This is a genomic window from Ktedonobacter robiniae (assembly GCF_016587375.1).
GTDB lineage: Bacteria > Chloroflexota > Ktedonobacteria > Ktedonobacterales > Ktedonobacteraceae > Ktedonobacter > Ktedonobacter robiniae.
On the sequence record NZ_BNJG01000001.1, the window covers coordinates 580,414 to 597,410 of the forward strand.

At 54.0% G+C, this 16,997-nt stretch carries 11 protein-coding genes; 10 read left to right on the forward strand and 1 reads right to left on the reverse strand.

Annotation, left to right across the window (positions count from 1 at the left end; genetic code table 11):
• Nucleotides 1-324 precede the first annotated feature (324 nt).
• Nucleotides 325-1,998 (forward strand): FAD-dependent oxidoreductase, encoded by a 1,674-nt coding sequence (locus tag JMJ04_RS02360; protein WP_201368960.1) that lies wholly within the window; start codon nt 325-327, stop codon nt 1,996-1,998.
• A 69-nt stretch (nt 1,999-2,067) separates the two neighbouring features.
• The gene (locus JMJ04_RS02365) at nt 2,068-4,047 is read left to right on the forward strand and encodes an outer membrane protein assembly factor BamB family protein (RefSeq protein ID WP_201368961.1); all 1,980 of its coding nucleotides are present in this window, start codon (nt 2,068-2,070) and stop codon (nt 4,045-4,047) included.
• Nucleotides 4,048-4,171: 124 nt separating this feature from the next.
• Here JMJ04_RS02365 and JMJ04_RS02370 read toward each other — a convergent pair whose 3' ends face one another.
• The gene (locus JMJ04_RS02370) at nt 4,172-5,311 is read right to left on the reverse strand and encodes an RNA-guided endonuclease InsQ/TnpB family protein (protein ID WP_201368962.1); all 1,140 of its coding nucleotides are present in this window, start codon (nt 5,309-5,311) and stop codon (nt 4,172-4,174) included.
• 849 nt (nt 5,312-6,160) lie between these two features.
• Here JMJ04_RS02370 and JMJ04_RS02375 point away from each other — a divergent pair.
• The 8 genes from JMJ04_RS02375 to JMJ04_RS02410 all read left to right on the forward strand — a co-directional run bounded on the left by JMJ04_RS02375 (nt 6,161) and on the right by JMJ04_RS02410 (nt 16,698).
• Nucleotides 6,161-6,811: a nucleotide exchange factor GrpE gene (locus JMJ04_RS02375; RefSeq protein ID WP_201368963.1), complete on the forward strand. Its 651-nt coding sequence runs from the start codon at nt 6,161-6,163 to the stop codon at nt 6,809-6,811.
• Between the two features lie 145 nt (nt 6,812-6,956).
• The gene (gene dnaK, locus JMJ04_RS02380) at nt 6,957-8,855 is read left to right on the forward strand and encodes a molecular chaperone DnaK (protein WP_201368964.1); all 1,899 of its coding nucleotides are present in this window, start codon (nt 6,957-6,959) and stop codon (nt 8,853-8,855) included.
• Between the two features lie 158 nt (nt 8,856-9,013).
• Entirely contained in the window at nt 9,014-10,936 is a 1,923-nt protein-coding gene (locus tag JMJ04_RS02385) for a DUF505 domain-containing protein (RefSeq protein ID WP_201368965.1), read from the forward strand.
• A 54-nt stretch (nt 10,937-10,990) separates the two neighbouring features.
• Nucleotides 10,991-12,007, forward strand: a complete 1,017-nt coding sequence (locus JMJ04_RS02390) for a DnaJ C-terminal domain-containing protein (RefSeq protein WP_201368966.1) — start codon at nt 10,991-10,993, stop codon at nt 12,005-12,007.
• A complete protein-coding gene (locus tag JMJ04_RS02395; protein WP_201368967.1) occupies nt 12,000-12,356 on the forward strand; it encodes a chaperone modulator CbpM in 357 nt (118 codons plus the stop codon). The genes JMJ04_RS02390 and JMJ04_RS02395 overlap by 8 nt, the downstream gene beginning before the upstream one ends.
• 79 nt (nt 12,357-12,435) lie before the next feature.
• Nucleotides 12,436-15,054 carry an ATP-dependent chaperone ClpB gene (gene clpB, locus JMJ04_RS02400; RefSeq protein WP_201368968.1) on the forward strand — a complete coding sequence of 873 codons (2,619 nt, stop codon included), beginning with the start codon at nt 12,436-12,438 and terminating at the stop codon, nt 15,052-15,054.
• A gap of 176 nt (nt 15,055-15,230) precedes the next feature.
• A complete protein-coding gene (locus tag JMJ04_RS02405; protein WP_201368969.1) occupies nt 15,231-15,872 on the forward strand; it encodes a pentapeptide repeat-containing protein in 642 nt (213 codons plus the stop codon).
• Nucleotides 15,873-16,026: 154 nt separating this feature from the next.
• Complete coding sequence (locus tag JMJ04_RS02410) at nt 16,027-16,698, forward strand: hypothetical protein (RefSeq protein WP_201368970.1); 672 nt, start codon at nt 16,027-16,029, stop codon at nt 16,696-16,698.
• Nucleotides 16,699-16,997 lie beyond the last annotated feature (299 nt).

Below are 16,997 nucleotides of genomic sequence, written 5' to 3' on the forward strand. Positions count from 1 at the left end.
GCTGAAGAGCCTTTCTACTCTCCTGGCTTTATAAGGTTCTGATAACCAACCTTGCAGGGAGATGAAATCTTCATTCCCATCTTTACCATAAACGCATGTATATTATTTTATTTACTCAAATGACAGATATCATAAATGTAAATCTTTGTCAAAGTCATAAATAGAGAATTTTCCTAAAGAGAGACCATGACTCGTGTAAGAATTGAACCTCCTAAGATCTTCAGATGCGAAAGGGAGAAACCTCTTTTGGCGACCAAGCGTGTAATAGGCTGAGAGAGAGCGATTTGTAGAGCATTAACACTATTAGTTGAACTGGGGTCAGATATGACGAAGCCTGCTCTCGTTGTAGTGGATGATTCGCCCACCACTTTGCATCAGCTTGAACATGATCTCCAACAGAAATACGGAAACCGCTTTCGCATCCTTGAAGCGACCTCGTGTCAACAAGCCATCGATCAACTTCGAGAGATGAATGTGCAAAACGAGCCAGTTGCCGCTCTCCTGGTTGATGCGGACATGCCAGAGATGCAGGGCTCAGAGTTTCTACAAATCGCACGCGCCCTCTATCCCAAGGCCAGGCGCATCTTGCTCACCACCTATGAGGATAGCCGAGCAGCCATTCAGGCCATCAGCTCGGCACTCATCGACTATTACATCATGAAACCATGGGAACCACCAGAAGCCAATCTCTATCCCGCACTCGACGATCTCCTGGCTGACTGGCTGGCTTTCTATGAAACCTCCCAGAACCAGCTACGCCTTGTAGGCCATCGCTGGTCACCCCAGATGCATGAGATTGGCGACTTCCTGGCACGTAACCGCATCCCCTACCAATGGCTCTATGTCGAAAATAGCTCGGAGGCGAATCAGGTACTGACTCAGCTAGGTCTCAGTCTGAGGAATTTGCCTGTTGTGATTTGTCCAGATGGCTCTTACCTGGTCAAACCCAGTTTAGTTCAGCTTGCGGAGAAAATCCACCTCAAGACGCATGCAGAGCAACCTTTCTATGACCTCATCATCATTGGCTCGGGGCCTGCCGGACTTGCAGGGGGAGTCTATGGCGCCTCAGAGGGGCTGCACACCCTGCTCATAGATCAGGAAGCAGCAGGGGGACAGGCTGGAACCAGTTCGAGAATCGAGAACTACCTCGGTTTTCCAGTGGGATTATCGGGAAGCGATCTCGCCTGTCGCGCCGTTATCCAGGCCAAACGCTTTGGGGCGGAGATCATCACGCCGCAAAAGGCCACAAAAGTGCGCCTGGATGGACAGTACCGTTGTGTTGAGCTAGGTGACGGCACAGAATTACGTTGCCATGTCCTCGTGCTCGCCTGCGGGGTCTCTTACCGCAGATTGGATGTACCAGGAATTGGACACCTGACGGGGAAGGGAGTCTACTATGGCGGCTCCGTTACTGAGGCCATGACTTGTATAGATGAAGACGTGTATATCGTAGGAGGCGCGAACTCGGCTGGTCAAGCCTCCATTTACTTTGCAAAATACGCTCGTCATGTAACCATGTTGGTACGTGCCGACTCGCTTGCAAAAGACATGTCCAGGTACCTCATTGATCAGATTGCGAGCACACCCAACATCGAGGTCAAAACGAGTACGCACGTCATTGCCGCCCATGGCAAACAGCACCTCGAAAGCATCACAATCTTCAATGACATCACCCAGGCTGAGCAAACGCTGCCCGCAACCTCACTCTTCATCTACATAGGAGCTGAGCCTCACACGGAATGGCTACAAGGCATAGTGCGGGTGGATGAGAAAGGCTTTATCCTGACCGGTTCGGACCTTATTCACGAAGGGCGGCTTCCAGAGGATTGGGCGCTTGATCGTGAGCCATTCCACCTGGAGACAAATGTACCCGGCGTTTTCGCCGTCGGCGACGTACGCCACGGTTCTGTCAAACGCGTCGCCTCCAGCGTCGGCGAGGGAGCCATGGCGGTCATGTTCGTACATCGTTACCTGGATAACATCGCCCTCAGAACGTAGTGGTTTTCATCCAATTGTTTACTGCTTATGCGAGAAAAGTCGCTCCAGGTGCGGCTAAGGAGAGGGATCATGGAACATTCCATACTTTATAAGGAAAATGTCCCCTACCTGAGACCGGTTGAAACGCTTCAGATTGGCTATACCCCGCTATGGCCGCCGCTTCTGAATGACGACATGCTCTACATTGCTGCGCGCAACCACACGCTCTATGCCCTGGATAAGCATACACACAAGCCACTTTGGAGCTATAAAGCACAGGGAGATCTTCTATCTGCACCAACTCTGCTTGACGATGTCCTCTATATCGCATCCTCTGATCGCACAGTCTGCGCACTCGAGGCCAGGACTGGCGGTATACTATGGTATTACCAGGCCCAAGGGACATTACTATGCGCGCCCACCATAGCTGAAAGTGTTGCCTACTTTGTCGCAGGCCAAACACTCTACGCCTTAGACGCCGGATTAGGTGACGTACTCTGGTCTTATGACTTGCAAGAACGTGCACACGTACCTTTGACGGTAAGCAACGGCATTATCTACATAGCGGAGAAAAGCAGACTCTACGCCCTTGATGCCATTCGCCGGGCCATCATCTGGAGTTATGCAACTCAGGATACAGTGCGCGCAGCGCCGGCCGTCGTAGATGAAATGGTGTACCTCGGTTCGCAAGATCACACGCTCTACGCGCTCAATAGTGAAACCGGGCAAAAGCTCTGGAGTTATACCACTCGGGACGCCATTCTCGCCTCGCCAGCCATTGCCTATGGGATGGTCTTTGTTGGCTCCAATGATTACACACTCTATGCTCTGGAGGCCAGATTTGGCACGCTGCGGTGGCAGTATGCGACCAATGGGCCTCTTCTCGCACCACCTGCCTTCTCAGATGAAACACTGTTTGTGGGCTCTTTCGACCACTCCTGCTATGCTCTGGACGCACTCACAGGAGAGAAACTCTGGAGTTACGGCACCAGGGGACCAATAGATACGTCGCCGAGCATCGCAGAAGGCATCTTGTATGTCTCCTCCACCGACACTTACCTCTACGAGTTCGCCAGCGACCGCCGATGGACCTTTACTACCGGCAATGCCATCGAATCCTCGCCAGCGACTGCAAATGGCATGGTCTACTTTGGCTCAACGGACCATAACGTCTACGCGCTTAAAGGGGAAGCTGGTGAAGTGCAGTGGAGCATAGAAACCGGCGAGGAGATCTTCTCCTCTCCCCTGGCAGATAGCACACGCGAGGTCATCTACATCGGGTCAAATGATTTTACGCTTTACGCCCTGGCCGCAAGCACAGGAGCTATCCTGTGGGATTTCCTTACTGCGGGACACATCATCTCTTCGCCTGGCGAATGGAATGGCATGGTCTATGTCGGTTCAGCTGATCATTGCGTCTACGCCCTCGATGTAGAGACAGGCGAAGAAATCTGGCATTATGAAACAACTGGAAACATCACTTCCTCGCCCTGCATTGTTGATGGTGTTCTCTACATAGGTTCACTTGACCAGCAAGTTTATGCGCTCAATGCCAGCGATGGAAAGCTCATATGGTCGTACATGACCGGAGGAGGGGTCCATTCTTCGCCCACTGTAGAGCAAGGACTCCTCTATGTAGGCTCACGCGACTATAAGCTCTATGCTCTGGATACCAGGACAGGAGCAAAACGCTGGGAGTTCGAGACAGGCAACATTGTGGATTCATCTCCTACTGTTGCCAATGACATTGTGTATGTTGGCTCACACGATCACCATCTCTACGCATTCGATGCGCGATCGGGGAAAAAGCGTTGGCAATATAGAACAGGCGGCGCAGTAGCCTCCTCACCGAGAATAACCGATGGAACAGTCTATGCAGGCTCGGAAGATGGTAATCTCTATGCACTCGACATTCATTCAGGAGAGAAGCGCTGGTGCTACCCTACAAAAGGGGCAATCCATGCCTCAGTGGCGACCGATGAAGACACTGTCTACATTGGCTCCTCTGACCACTCCTTCTATGCCTTGCAGCGCATCCAACTTCCAACGCATCTTCACCTGCCAAGCTGATGCCTCAGCGCCAAGTAGCAGGAATTCGGAAAGGTAGCCAAACAGAGGCGTCACGTTGACGGGCGCAAGGCGATGGTGCCTGTAATCAGTCAGATACCTCACGGCTAAAGCCGGAGGCTTGTCCCTACGCTGAAGCGTGAGACGATAGGTCGTCTGACAGCGGCCCACTAGCCAAAGATGTACCGAGGCTAGCAAGGTGTTTCTCTCGAATATTGCGAGAGGCGTTGAGGTCAGCATTCAAGCTGAATCCACACACACGACAGAGGAAGAGACTTTGAGAACGACGGTTATTGCGTGCCTGATGCCCACAGCGAGAGCATGTTTGGCTGGTGTGACGCGGGTCTACCTTCACCACGTCAATGCCCTTCTCTTGCGCTTTGTACGAGAGGAAGGCATGGAATTGGGCAAAGGACCACGAATGCAAGCGGCGCTGCCCTTCCCCCTTGCGCATACGAGTGCGAGAGCGAATGTGAGTCAGGTTCTCAAGCACAATGGTAGAACCGGGGGTCGTGTGTTGCACGATACGCTTGGAGAGCACATGGTCATGGTCTTTGCGTTGCCGAAACAGTTTGCCAGAGAGCTTGCGCAGGTGACGTTTCGCGCTCTTGGTGCCTTTGGCTTGCAACTTTCTTCGGAGGCGGAAGATACGGCGCTCTTGCTCTTTCCAGCGTCGTTCTCCCAAGAAGTGGCGATTGGAGGTCACAGCAGGATGATTGAGGCCCAAATCGACGCCCACAACCTCTTGCGAGGGGGTAACAAGAGGGTCAGGAAGACTCACCACCACATGCAGCGTGTACTTGCCCTTGCGAGAACACAGATCAGCACTGCATACCTTCCCGCCAATGTACTTTTGAGCATGTTTGGGAACGGTAAAGGCAAGCTGAACTCGTCCTTCAACGGTGGCAAGGCTACAGGTCAGGCTCTCCCACTTCACCCAATACGAGCGAGCATCATAGCGGATAGGACAGACACGAGAGTGTGGTGTACTCGCCTTGAGCCCCTTCTTGCGTCGGTCAAGCGCACTCTTGACCGCTTCCGTGGCTTTCACACGAGCGGCACATACCAATTGCGAAGGCAAGTTGGGATACTCACGGCGCAAATCGTAGTAGGTGCGCTTATGCAATTCAACGCCATTACTGCACTGAGAGGTAAAGCCTTCTTCAGCCACAGTATGAAAGCAAGCGGTATGCTCCTGCAACGTTTGCTGCAAGAGAGTGGCTTGCTCGTGCGTCGGAGTAAGTTGCAAAACAATCGTTCTGTCCATAGAGAATGTATTTCATATATAACGTGTTTTGTCAAGTCGGGAGTACTCCCGGCCCTATCTACCCCAAGGAAAGGAACGCCTCTTTCCTCCCCATACCTGAAGGTAGGGGTATCCAGAGGCGGAGGTTCCGATGAATGTGGGGCAGGGGGCCGGGTTCTCTCACACAGACCCCCACTGGTCACTCGCAGGGCGGTATCCCTGAAAGGGTGCTCTCGCCTTCCCCTCAGCACATGCTTTGCAAGGAATAGGGGCAAGAAGTCGCACTCTCATGATTCTCTACTATAAATAGTTAGATGGCAGGCTATTTATAGTGGATTATGGGTTTGCAGCCCAGAACAATTAAATACTTTATTTGTGTTGCTACTGACAATAATTCATAGAGATATTTTTCATTTGATGCTATCTTTCATTTAATGAAAGGAAAAGGGCAACAGCAGAGCATAAATAAATACTGATCAGTCAATTGGCGCAGGTCTCATTCCGAGGAACTATAAGGGCGATCATTGTTACACTCTTGTTTTCCAATGTACCGTCGTAACGCAGGTCCTCTCTCTTAGGACCCTCAATGACGAGAGATGCGCCTAAATTTCAGTATCTAGATGGATTGCCGCGTCATCGTTATCGCAACCTCAAAGGTATTTCGGCGTAACACGCAATCAAGTGAGCGAAGCTGCCAGGAAGGCGACCAAGTGCGCTTCTGAGAGACGAATATCTCAAGGGTGAGATATGGCGGCACCGTCAGCCACTACGAAGCGGTGCTCACGGTTGCTTTTTCATAGCTTGTTTGTTGTTTGGCAAGATGCCGCTAATAAGAGTCAAAAACAGTGCTCAAAGGAAGAGGGTCATGCTATGCAGTCAAACAATCCGGAACAACAGAAGGCCACAACTGGAACCACGACAGCTACCCAGGCAACCCAACAGGGGCAACAGCAGGCTCCGCCTGAAGCGACGACAGCCATCCAGTCAGTTCCCCCGAGCGAAGCAGAACAGGAAGAGCACCGCAAAGCGGAAGAGTACCTGGATCAACTGCGCAGGACGCAGGCAGACTTTGCCAATTATCGACGTCGCATGGGCAAGGAACAGGTCGAGGGGCGCATCGCAGCCCAGAGTAGCTTGCTCTATCAGATGCTGCCGGTCCTGGACGATCTTGAAATAGCTCTGCGCTCGGCACCTACGGAGATGTGTCCGCATTCCTGGGTGCAGGGTCTGTTTCTGGTCGCGCGCAGACTCGAGTCAATGCTTGACCAACTGGGTGTGCAACGTGTTGGTGCCATCGGCGAACAATTCAACCCACGCTGGCATGAGGCCATCGCGACCGAGGCTCGAAGAGATGCGCCAGAGGGGACCATTCTCGATGTACATCAACAAGGATATATCATCGAGGACCACGTCATTCGTCCAGCCAGGGTGAGTGTCGCGGGAGCCTCCCCACAACGCGAAACGCCCACGAAGCAAGAAAAGACTGATCCTACTAATAACAGGCAAACGCAAGCCGAATGAGTTGTGACAACGCCTCATTGGAGTCGAGGATGCCAGGAAAAGAAGCAGCTTCTGGCATTCGACAGTTCACGTGAGCAGGCCACATACATGCTCGGGCTCCTTGTCGAGAGGAGCCGTGGACACAATACGAGAGAGAGGGGCAACAATGGCAAAGGTACTCGGCATTGACCTGGGAACAACAAACTCAGTCATGTCAATCATGGAGGCAGGCGAGCCAACCGTTATTGAGAACAGGGAGGGTGCGCGGATTACGCCCTCTATCGTTGCGATTACAAAGAATGGCGAGCGCCTGGTGGGCCAGGTCGCCAAACGCCAGGCCGTGACCAACCCAGAAAATACCGTCTTCTCCATTAAGCGTCTCATGGGGCGTAGGTTCGATGATCCCGAGGTACAGCGTACGATAAAAATGGTTCCCTACAAGATTACAGGCGCTGCGAACGGTGATGTCCGCGTCGTGATGGGAGGGCGTGAGTATAGTCCGCCAGAAATTTCGGCCATGATCCTCCAAAAGCTGAAAGTCGATGCGGAAGACAAATTGGGGGAGCGCATTACGCAGGCCGTCATCACTGTCCCCGCCTACTTCAACGACTCACAGCGCCAGGCCACGAAAGACGCGGGTACCATCGCAGGACTTGAAGTCTTACGCATCATTAATGAGCCAACCGCGGCCTCACTTGCCTATGGGCTGGACAAGAAGCATGACGAGCTGATTGGCGTCTATGACCTTGGTGGTGGCACCTTTGATATCTCCGTCCTACAACTGGGGGAGGGTGTCATTGAAGTCAAGTCCACCAATGGTGATACTCATCTGGGTGGCGACGACTTTGATCAGCGGATTGTGGATTGGCTTGCTGACGAGTTTCGCAAGGATCAGGGTATTGATTTACGCAACGATCGCATGGCGCTGCAGCGCCTAAAAGAAGCAGCTGAGCGCGCCAAGATCGAGCTCTCCTCATCGACTCAGACCGAGATCAACCTCCCCTTTATTACAGCTGACGCCAGTGGGCCAAGGCACCTTGTGATGACACTTACACGTGCCAAGCTAGAGCAACTGGTGGGTGACCTGATCGAGCGCACGCGTGGTCCGGTCATGCGTGCCTTGGAGGATGCGCAGGTCAAGCCAAGCGACGTCAACGAGGATGTGCTGGTGGGCGGGCAGACCCGTATGCCAGCCGTAGTTGAGTTTGTCAAAAACATTTTCGGCAAGGACCCGCACAAGGGGGTCAATCCCGATGAGGTCGTCGCCGTTGGCGCGGCTATCCAGGGAGGTGTGCTGGGAGGCGAGGTTAAGGATGTCTTACTCCTGGATGTCACCCCGCTCTCACTTGGCGTCGAGACACTGGGTGGAGTGACAACCAAGCTCATTGAGCGCAACACGACCATTCCTACACGCAAGAGCGAGACTTTCAGCACAGCCGAGGACAATCAATCAGCAGTGGACGTTCATGTACTCCAGGGTGAACGTGAACTGGCAAGCGATAACAAGAGCCTGGGCCACTTCCGCCTGGAGGGTATCAGTCCCGCGCCGCGTGGCATGCCACAGATCGAGGTCACCTTCGACATCGACGCAAACGGCATCCTCAACGTGACCGCGCGCGACAAGGCCACGGGTCGTGAGCAAAAGATCACCATTACCGCCTCCAGTGGTCTCTCGCAAAGTGATGTTGACCGCATGGTGCGTGAAGCGGAGCAGCACGCTCAGGAAGACCGCCAGCGCCGCCAGGAGATCGAGATACGCAACAATGCTTCCAGTGTGGCCTACCAGGTAGAGCGTACTCTCAAGGAGAACACGGAGAAACTCTCACCCAGTATGCGCAATGAAGCCGAGAGCAAGGTCAAGGCTGTGCGCGACGCCCTAATTGGGAGTGATATAGCACGTGTGCAAAGCAGCATGGCTGAACTAGAGAGCACCTATCAGCGCATGCAACAGGAGATTGCCAGCTATACAGGCGCTCCAGCTGGCAGCCAAGCCACTGAAGCAAGAGCGCAAGCCAGTTCTGGCAGCGAGCCAGGGACCGTCGAAGGAGAATACCGAGAACTCTAGCGACTCACCTGACTCACTTATAGATATCCTGGGGGCTGCCTCTCTAGCTTTGGAGCACCTCCAGGATAGCAAGCGCACCGTTACAGTTACAACTGAATGCAGACATACAAGATTGCTCTCTATGGATGCACTCAGGAGAGCAGGAAAGGATGTGCAATATGCTCTTAGCTTCAGCGCATCTCATCGCGTTACAAGAGCTGGCTGCCGAAGAGGCTGCGGGACACGCAACACATTCATTGGCAGAAGATGATCCTCAGGAACACATTTATCGCGAACTTGAATTGCAGGGCCTTGCCCTTCTCCAGCCTCCTCGCGCCTACCAACTCTCCTATGCCGGGCGTGAGGCGCTTGACCTCATGAGAGCAATGCATGCGGAGAACTTGCTTCCTACTATAGATCGTCTCGAGCACAACTGGCGTTTTCTCGGCTCAGATATTCTGGCCGCTTTACACGCAGCAACGTTAAAAAAGGGGCAGGTTGGTCCGGTAACAGTAGATATGCTGCGTGCACGCGGCTTCACAAAGCAGGTGCAGGATACACTCGAAAAGCGTCAGCTTACCTGTCTAAATCGTTATGGCGAGGCCTGGAGGGATTTCGCTGAACACCATCGTCCACGTCTGGAGATTTATGGCGATCTCGCAAATGCGATCCGCCACATGCATCCTGGCTATGCCCAGAAACCAGCCGCTCAAATGACCGCAGAACAACTAGCGCTCATGGAAGCCATGAACCTCCTGGCCTGGTCGATTCCTGAAGGGGATAATTATGTCCTAACGGCATTAGGCCAGGCCGTCTATGATGCTTTGCGTAAAGAAGGCTATAGCCCTCTAGATGTGGCTCTTGATGAGCCATTGCTCCAGGTACTAGCAGAGTTAGCTGATAAGGGAAGCTCCGTTTTAACGCCTGAACAAATAGCCAGCCTCCAATTGCTGGGCTATGTCGATGCGGATGAAAAACTGAGCGAAGCAGGTTATGCAGCGCTCAAAGCATATTCTCTTCTACAAAAAGAGGTACCAGAAAAGACGCGTACATTCGCGATCACCGAACCTGAAGTTGAATTACTCACGACCATCGATCACCTGGTTCAGGAACATAAACCCACCAATAAAGAGGCCCTACATCGCGTGCTAGTTAATCGTATGGTCAAACGCTATCGCGCCCTGGAAGGACGCCGTGGCCGAACCTTACGAGAGAGAACGCCGTTGAAGCGTCAGGCTGTGGCGCTGCTAGAGCAGGTAAAAGAGCACGATGAGTGGTTTAACACCAATTGGGATCTCGAGGAGCTCCTCGTTGGCCTGGAGGCCTTTGACTTGCTAAGAGCTGAAATGGAAGGCCGTAATATGGGCTATCGCCTGACGTTCACAGGTCAAAAAATTGTGGAAGAGCAGGAGGGGAACACACGCGACATCAGCGCTACAGCGGTTAAAGCTCTAACGATTGCCGAAACCCACCTGGGCGTTCCTGCGCAGTGGTGGATTGAGCAGGCACGTGAGGAAGAGCTTATTGGCACTGGAGGGATCACTGCATCGGGCCGCTTTTACGCCAATCTCGCCAACCACTGCATACGAAGGCTTGCACTTACACGAGAGGAGGCCGAACTTTTGGAGCAACTCCCCGACACCGAAGGGGAATCATGTGGTTTTGGCAGCAACAGCCGAGAAGGGCTCGACGAAGAAAAACGCAACTGGGCGCTGGAAAAGCTCGAAGCACGCGGCTTTATTGACAGGCTTGTTGATTGTCAGATGATACGTACGGAGGCGGGGCAACTCCTCACCAGAGCTGTGAGCGGGGCGATGCACCTCGGGCATCCCGTTACGCCAACCCTCGTGCGCGTGCTCGCCGCCATCCGGCAGGTGGGGACATTATATGTGAAAGAGCGCAAGGTCCGTATGCAGCCTCACCAGTGGGAAGAAGCAGAGCGCCTGAGCGGTTTAAGGGAATCTGAATTTCGCGAAATGCTGCACATTGCCCGTATGGGTCAGTATGTCGGGGAAGCAACGCTCACAGAGGCAGGTCTAGATCTCCTGGCTGTCCAGGAGCTCATTGACAAAGAATATAGCGTTGCTGCGAAGAGGGCTTAGGAGATCGATATCATTCGGATCCTCTAAAACTCCTCTTCCAGGGAGAAACAACCCATGGCTGTTGATTATAAGGACTACTACAAGACGTTGGGCGTGGACAGGAACGCAAGTCAGAAGGATATTCAAAAAGCCTTTCGCAAACTCGCGCGCCAATATCACCCTGATATCAATCCAGGTGATAAGGCAGCCGAGGAGAAGTTCAAGGAGATCAACGAAGCCAACGAAGTGCTCTCCGACCCAGAGAAACGGAAAAGCTACGACGAGATGGATAGGTACTACCAGCAATACGGGAGCTGGCCGGGTGCGGGCTACGCGGCTGGAACGGGGGCAACAGGCGCTGGTAGAGGACGCACCCACTATCATACCGTCAGCGAAGAAGACTTAAACGACCTCTTTGGCGGCGCGTCTCCGTTCTCGGATTTCTTCGAGACCTACTTTGGTGCAGGTCCAGGAACCAGGCGATCGCGTACGGCTGGCCATACGCGGGCCGAGGCTCGTGCCCCGGCCCGCCAGGACGTCGAGGCTGAAGTCACTGTGACACTTCCAGAAGCCTATAAAGGCGCTACGCGCGTTTTAGAACTGGCCACTACAGATGGCAGCACACGTCGGTTGGAGGTAAAAATCCCCCCTGGGGTTGACGAGGGTTCGCGCATACGGATAGCTGGTCAGGGCCAGGAGGGGCCTGCTGGGCGCGGTGATCTGTACCTGCGTGTACATATGGCGCCTGACTCTCGCTTCACACGGGAGGGGACGACGCTACATACGCGCGTCGAGGTTCCTCTCGCCGAGGCTGTATTAGGTGGAGAGATACAGGTACCGACCCCAGATGACCGCCGCCTGTTGCTGCGTATACCGCCCGGGACCGAGGAGGGTACCGCGTTGCGTCTACGGGGCCAGGGCATGCCTGTTATGGGAGAACCAGATAAAAGGGGCGATCTCTACGCTGACGTACACGTGGTAATGCCTAAACACCTCAGTCCAGAGCAACGTCACCTCTTCGAAGCCTTCGCCCGTTCTGTTGGCTACGTTCCCCAGGCAAGCCCGGTAGAAGAAAGGAGCAGACGTGGATAACTCATATATCACGCGTATTGTAGTACAACCATATGCCGCGCTAAGCTCATATAGCGCGCATGAGGCTGTCACCGCGAGCCACCTCAACATGCGTGCGCTGCATTCCCTGGAAGCATTAGGCCTGGTCCAGGGCGAAGGCAGCAGTAGAAACCGGCGCTATAGCGAAGAGGATGTGCGACGCCTGCGGCGTATTCGCCGCTTACAGCATGAATTAGGAGTGAATTTGGAGGGCGTCGAAGTCGTTCTCCACTTACTCAAGCGCCTGGCAACGTTGCAGCAAGAACTGGAAGAAACGCGAAGCCAAGTGGCTCAGATACAATCTTCATCATGGCAATTTTCTGGCGACTGAGAAAACTGACTCGTGGTCATTGTAGTGCTCAACCTACAAGAATCGTTCATTTGTACACCAACAAGGGAAACGAGAGAGTATGAACATTGAGCGTTTCACCGAAAAAGCTCGTGAAGCCATCAATGAAGCTGGCCAGATCGCGAGAGCAAACAATCATAGTCAGGTTGATGTAGAGCATCTCCTTGCGGCTCTGCTCAGTCAGGAAGGCGGAGTGGTACAGCAAGTTATCGCGAAGGCAGGAGGCAATCTTGAGGCAGCGCAGCGCCTGGTTAGCCAGGAACTTGAGCGCATGCCAAAGGTGTATGGTGGAAGTGAGCCAGGCATTTCACCGCGCCTGCGCACGCTCCTGGAAGATGCATTTAAGGAGATGGGAGCCTTTCACGACGAGTATCTCAGCGTTGAGCACTTGTTGCTGGCCATGTTTAATATAAGCGATGGTGTAACACCAAAGGCGCTAGAAGCGGCAGGGCTTACACGTGACAAGGTGTTACAGGTTCTCACGTCCATCCGAGGAGGGCAACGCGTGACCGACCAGAATCCCGAAGGTAAATACCAGGCGCTCGAAAAATATGGCCGCAATCTCACTCTGCTGGCAGGGCAAGGAAAGCTCGACCCGGTCATCGGCAGAGACGCGGAGATCAGGCGTGTCATCCAGGTCCTAAGTCGCCGCACCAAGAATAACCCGGTCCTAATTGGAGAGCCGGGCGTTGGCAAGACCGCTATTGTAGAGGGATTAGCCCTGAGGATCATGCGCAGCGATGTGCCGAAGACACTGGTCGGCAAACAGATTATCGCTCTCGATCTCGGCGCACTCATCGCTGGCGCCAAGTATCGCGGTGAGTTCGAGGAACGACTTAAAGCCGTGCTCAAAGAGGTGATCGACTCCAACGGCAACATTATCCTCTTCATCGACGAGCTTCACACCCTGGTCGGCGCTGGCGCGGCGGAGGGGGCCATGGATGCCTCCAACATGCTCAAACCCTTGCTGGCCCGTGGCGAGCTCCACTGCATCGGTTCGACCACACTGGAGGAGTATCGCAAATACATTGAAAAAGATGCCGCGCTAGAGCGCCGCTTCCAGCCCGTCATGGTTGATGAGCCAACCGTCGAGGATACCATCAGTATCCTGCGCGGCCTCAAGCAGCGCTATGAGACCCATCATGGCGTACGCATCACCGACAGCGCCCTGGTGTCCGCAGCCGTCCTCTCCAAGCGTTACATTACCGACCGCTTCTTACCCGACAAGGCCATTGACCTGGTGGATGAGGCAGCCAGCCGCAAGCGCGTCGAGTTGGATAGCACCCCTACCGAGATCGACGCGCTGGATCGACGTATTAGACAGTTGCAGATTGAACATGAAGCCCTGAAAAAGGAGTCTGATCCTGGCAGCCAGGAACGCCGTGCAAAAGTTGAACAGGAGATCGCCAATCTGCAAGAGCAACTCAATACTATGAAGCTGGCTCTAGAGCGCGAACGCGGCCCTGTCGAGACCATGCGCCGTGTACAGCAAGAACTCGAACAGGCCCAGATAGAGCTGGAGAAAGCCGAGCTCGAGTACAACTTTGCCCGCGCGGCTGAACTGCGCCATGGCGTCATTCCCAGGCTGGAGCAGCAACTCCACGAGATGGAGGAGAGGCTCGCCAATATCAAAGGTGCTCGTATGCTTAAAGAAGAAGTGGATGCCGAAGATATTGCCGAGGTTATCTCGCAATGGACCCATATTCCCGCGACCAGGCTCATGGAGGGTGAGATAGAGAAGCTTGTCCATATGGAGGATAACCTGCGCAAACGCGTTGTCGGGCAAGAACGGGCGTTACAAGCGGTCTCCGACGCTATACGTCGCGCGCGAGCGGGACTCCAGGACCCCAACCGGCCGCTGGCCAGTTTCCTCTTCTTAGGCCCGACTGGTGTAGGGAAAACCGAGCTGGCACGAGCACTCGCCGAATTCCTCTTCGATGATGAGCATGCCATTATTCGCATCGACATGTCCGAGTATATGGAGAGACATAGTGTAGCACGCTTGATAGGCGCGCCTCCTGGCTATGTCGGCTATGAAGAGGGAGGTCAGTTAACCGAGGCGGTACGCCGTCGTCCCTATAGCGTTGTGCTCTTCGACGAAATCGAGAAAGCCGCGCCAGAGGTCTTCAACATCCTGCTCCAGGTACTCGATGATGGTCGCCTGACAGATGGACAGGGCCGCACTGTTGACTTCAAGAATACCGTCCTGATCATGACAAGTAACGTTGGAGTCCTCTGGCTGCCTGAGCTTGAGAAATTGGACGAGGACGAGGTCCAACGCATGGTTCGTCAACGCTTGCGCGGGGAAGGCTTCCGTCCAGAGTTCATCAACCGCATCGATGAAATCATCGTCTTCCATCCGATTTCGCGCGAACAGATGCGAGATATCGTGAATATCCAGCTGGATCGCCTGCGCCAGCGCCTGAGCGAGCGCCACATTACGCTCCAACTCACCGGCACTGCCCGTGATCGGCTGGCCGAAATGGGATACGACGAGGAATTTGGTGCCCGTCCGCTGAAGCGCGTCATTCAACGGGAGATTGAGAACCGCATCGCGCGCGAACTGCTTGACGGGACAGTGCGCGATGGAGATACCGTCGTCATTGATGTGAAGGATGGCAAGTTTACGCTTGAAGCGGTCAGGGTGGAGGTCCCTGAGGAAGTTCATGCGCGCAGGTAGCGGTTGTATGCCTTGAGCAAAACCACATGGAGGGCAGAGAGGTGCTTGCCAACGATGCATCTGCTTTGCCCTCCTGTCGGGTTCGAGGCAATAAGTAATTGTCTTGTTTTATCTCTCCTGGCTTTTCAGTGTACAACAAGCGGATTGCTATGCGTCATTCGTGCTGGAGGAATAAGATGCAAAGACGATTTTCGATGTGGTGGACATCTATACTGCGGCATAGAGCACTCAGTGAAGGGATAGCCATTGCACTAGTCGTCTCCATTGCCGCCATTGTGGCTGGCTATCACATGGACTGGACTGGTTTTCAGGGCAGAACGCTCTGGGACTGGCTCTACCTCCTTGGTGTCCTGGCAATTCCAATAGTAGTCGGCGTGGGGACGGCATGGATTAGCACTGAACAGGCGCGAGAAGCCGCCCTCCATGGCTACCTCGACAAAATGGCGGATCTCCTGTTGAGCGAGAATTTACGCCAATCAAAAACCAATGCGGAGGTGCGCGCTGTTGCCCGCACACGCACATGGACCATATTGCGGCTCTTAGACCCCGGTCGCAGAAGCATCCTCTTCGCGTTTCTAGCGGAATCTGACCTGATTAACATCATCGATTTGAGCAAGGCCAATTTCAGCGGGGCCGATCTCAGCGGAGCAGACCTGCGCGGTGCCGACCTGAGCGCGGCAAATCTGAGTAGCGCTAATTTACGAGGGGCAAACCTGGATGGGCTTAATCTTCTGGCGACGAACGTCACCATGGCACAGCTCCTTCAAGCCAAATCACTCGAAGGGACTATCATGCCCAATAAATCTCGATCGTCCTGACAGAGAAGAACCCGTTGCAAGCCCCGCGGCTTGCAGCCCCAGCGATGAGGCGGGCTTGTCTTAGCTTCAGCCTTTTCTTGCCTCAGCCTCTAACTAGGCTGAGTTCCTTCATTCTTTGGTAAAATCAACATGCACATGATCAAGTAACTTTAGTGTGACTCCCAGAGCAAGGATTATAGCGGCGCTCACCCCTAACTCCACGGTAGCCTGGGTGAAGTTCACCGAAGGCGCCTGGGTAGCCCCGCTTGCTATCGGGCTGTTCATCCTGGTCGCGATGCGCATTCGACGCCACTACGACCTGGCCGCTCAGGCGCTCGCGCTGCAGGCAGGGGTGGTTGAAGTACCACAGCCACAGCGCCTACCTGCGCTCGTCTCAGGCGTGGAGGCAGGCCTGGCCGAAGCGGAGGAAACGCCCGAGGAGATCCACCACCTGGTGATCGTACCAGTTGCCTCGCTGGACCGCGCCAGTATGCGCGCCCTGGCGTATGCGGCCTCGCTCCAACAGCCCGTGCTCGCACTGCACCTCAGTTCCCCGGAAGAGGATGCTAAACGCTTTCACGATTACTGGCACCTCTGGGGGGACCATCTGCCGCTCGCGGTTATCGTCTCTCCCTACCGCGCGATCGTTGCGCCGATAGTCAAATACATCGAGGTGTTACATTGGCAACGCCCCGACCTCACGGTGACGGTGATCCTTCCAGAGATCGTCGTCCGGCACTGGTGGCACCGCATCCTGCACGGTCAGACTGCGTCACAACTGAGGCATGCACTCCGACCTCTGCCGAAGATTGTCGTCACAACCATCCCGTTCCATCTGCCCGACTAATGCCCATTGTGACACGAAATTGGTGAAATTTGGAGCATGTTCTGTGGATGAGTTGTTTTCTCTCTCTCCATTTGATCAGCCTTCTCACTACTACAAAAGTAGGTTTATCAACAGAAGAAATGGAAAAATTTTCACTATTTTCGGTCGTATTCTGAGGGAGGCTTTATCCAAATGTTTCAAACACTATGTTTGCACTAAGCAGCAAAAGCGAGTGTATCCACGAGGCGATCAAAGAGCACCCGTGGAATTTGAACGATGGCTCCTTCGAGCGCTTATGTACAACCACCTGCCTTGAGCAG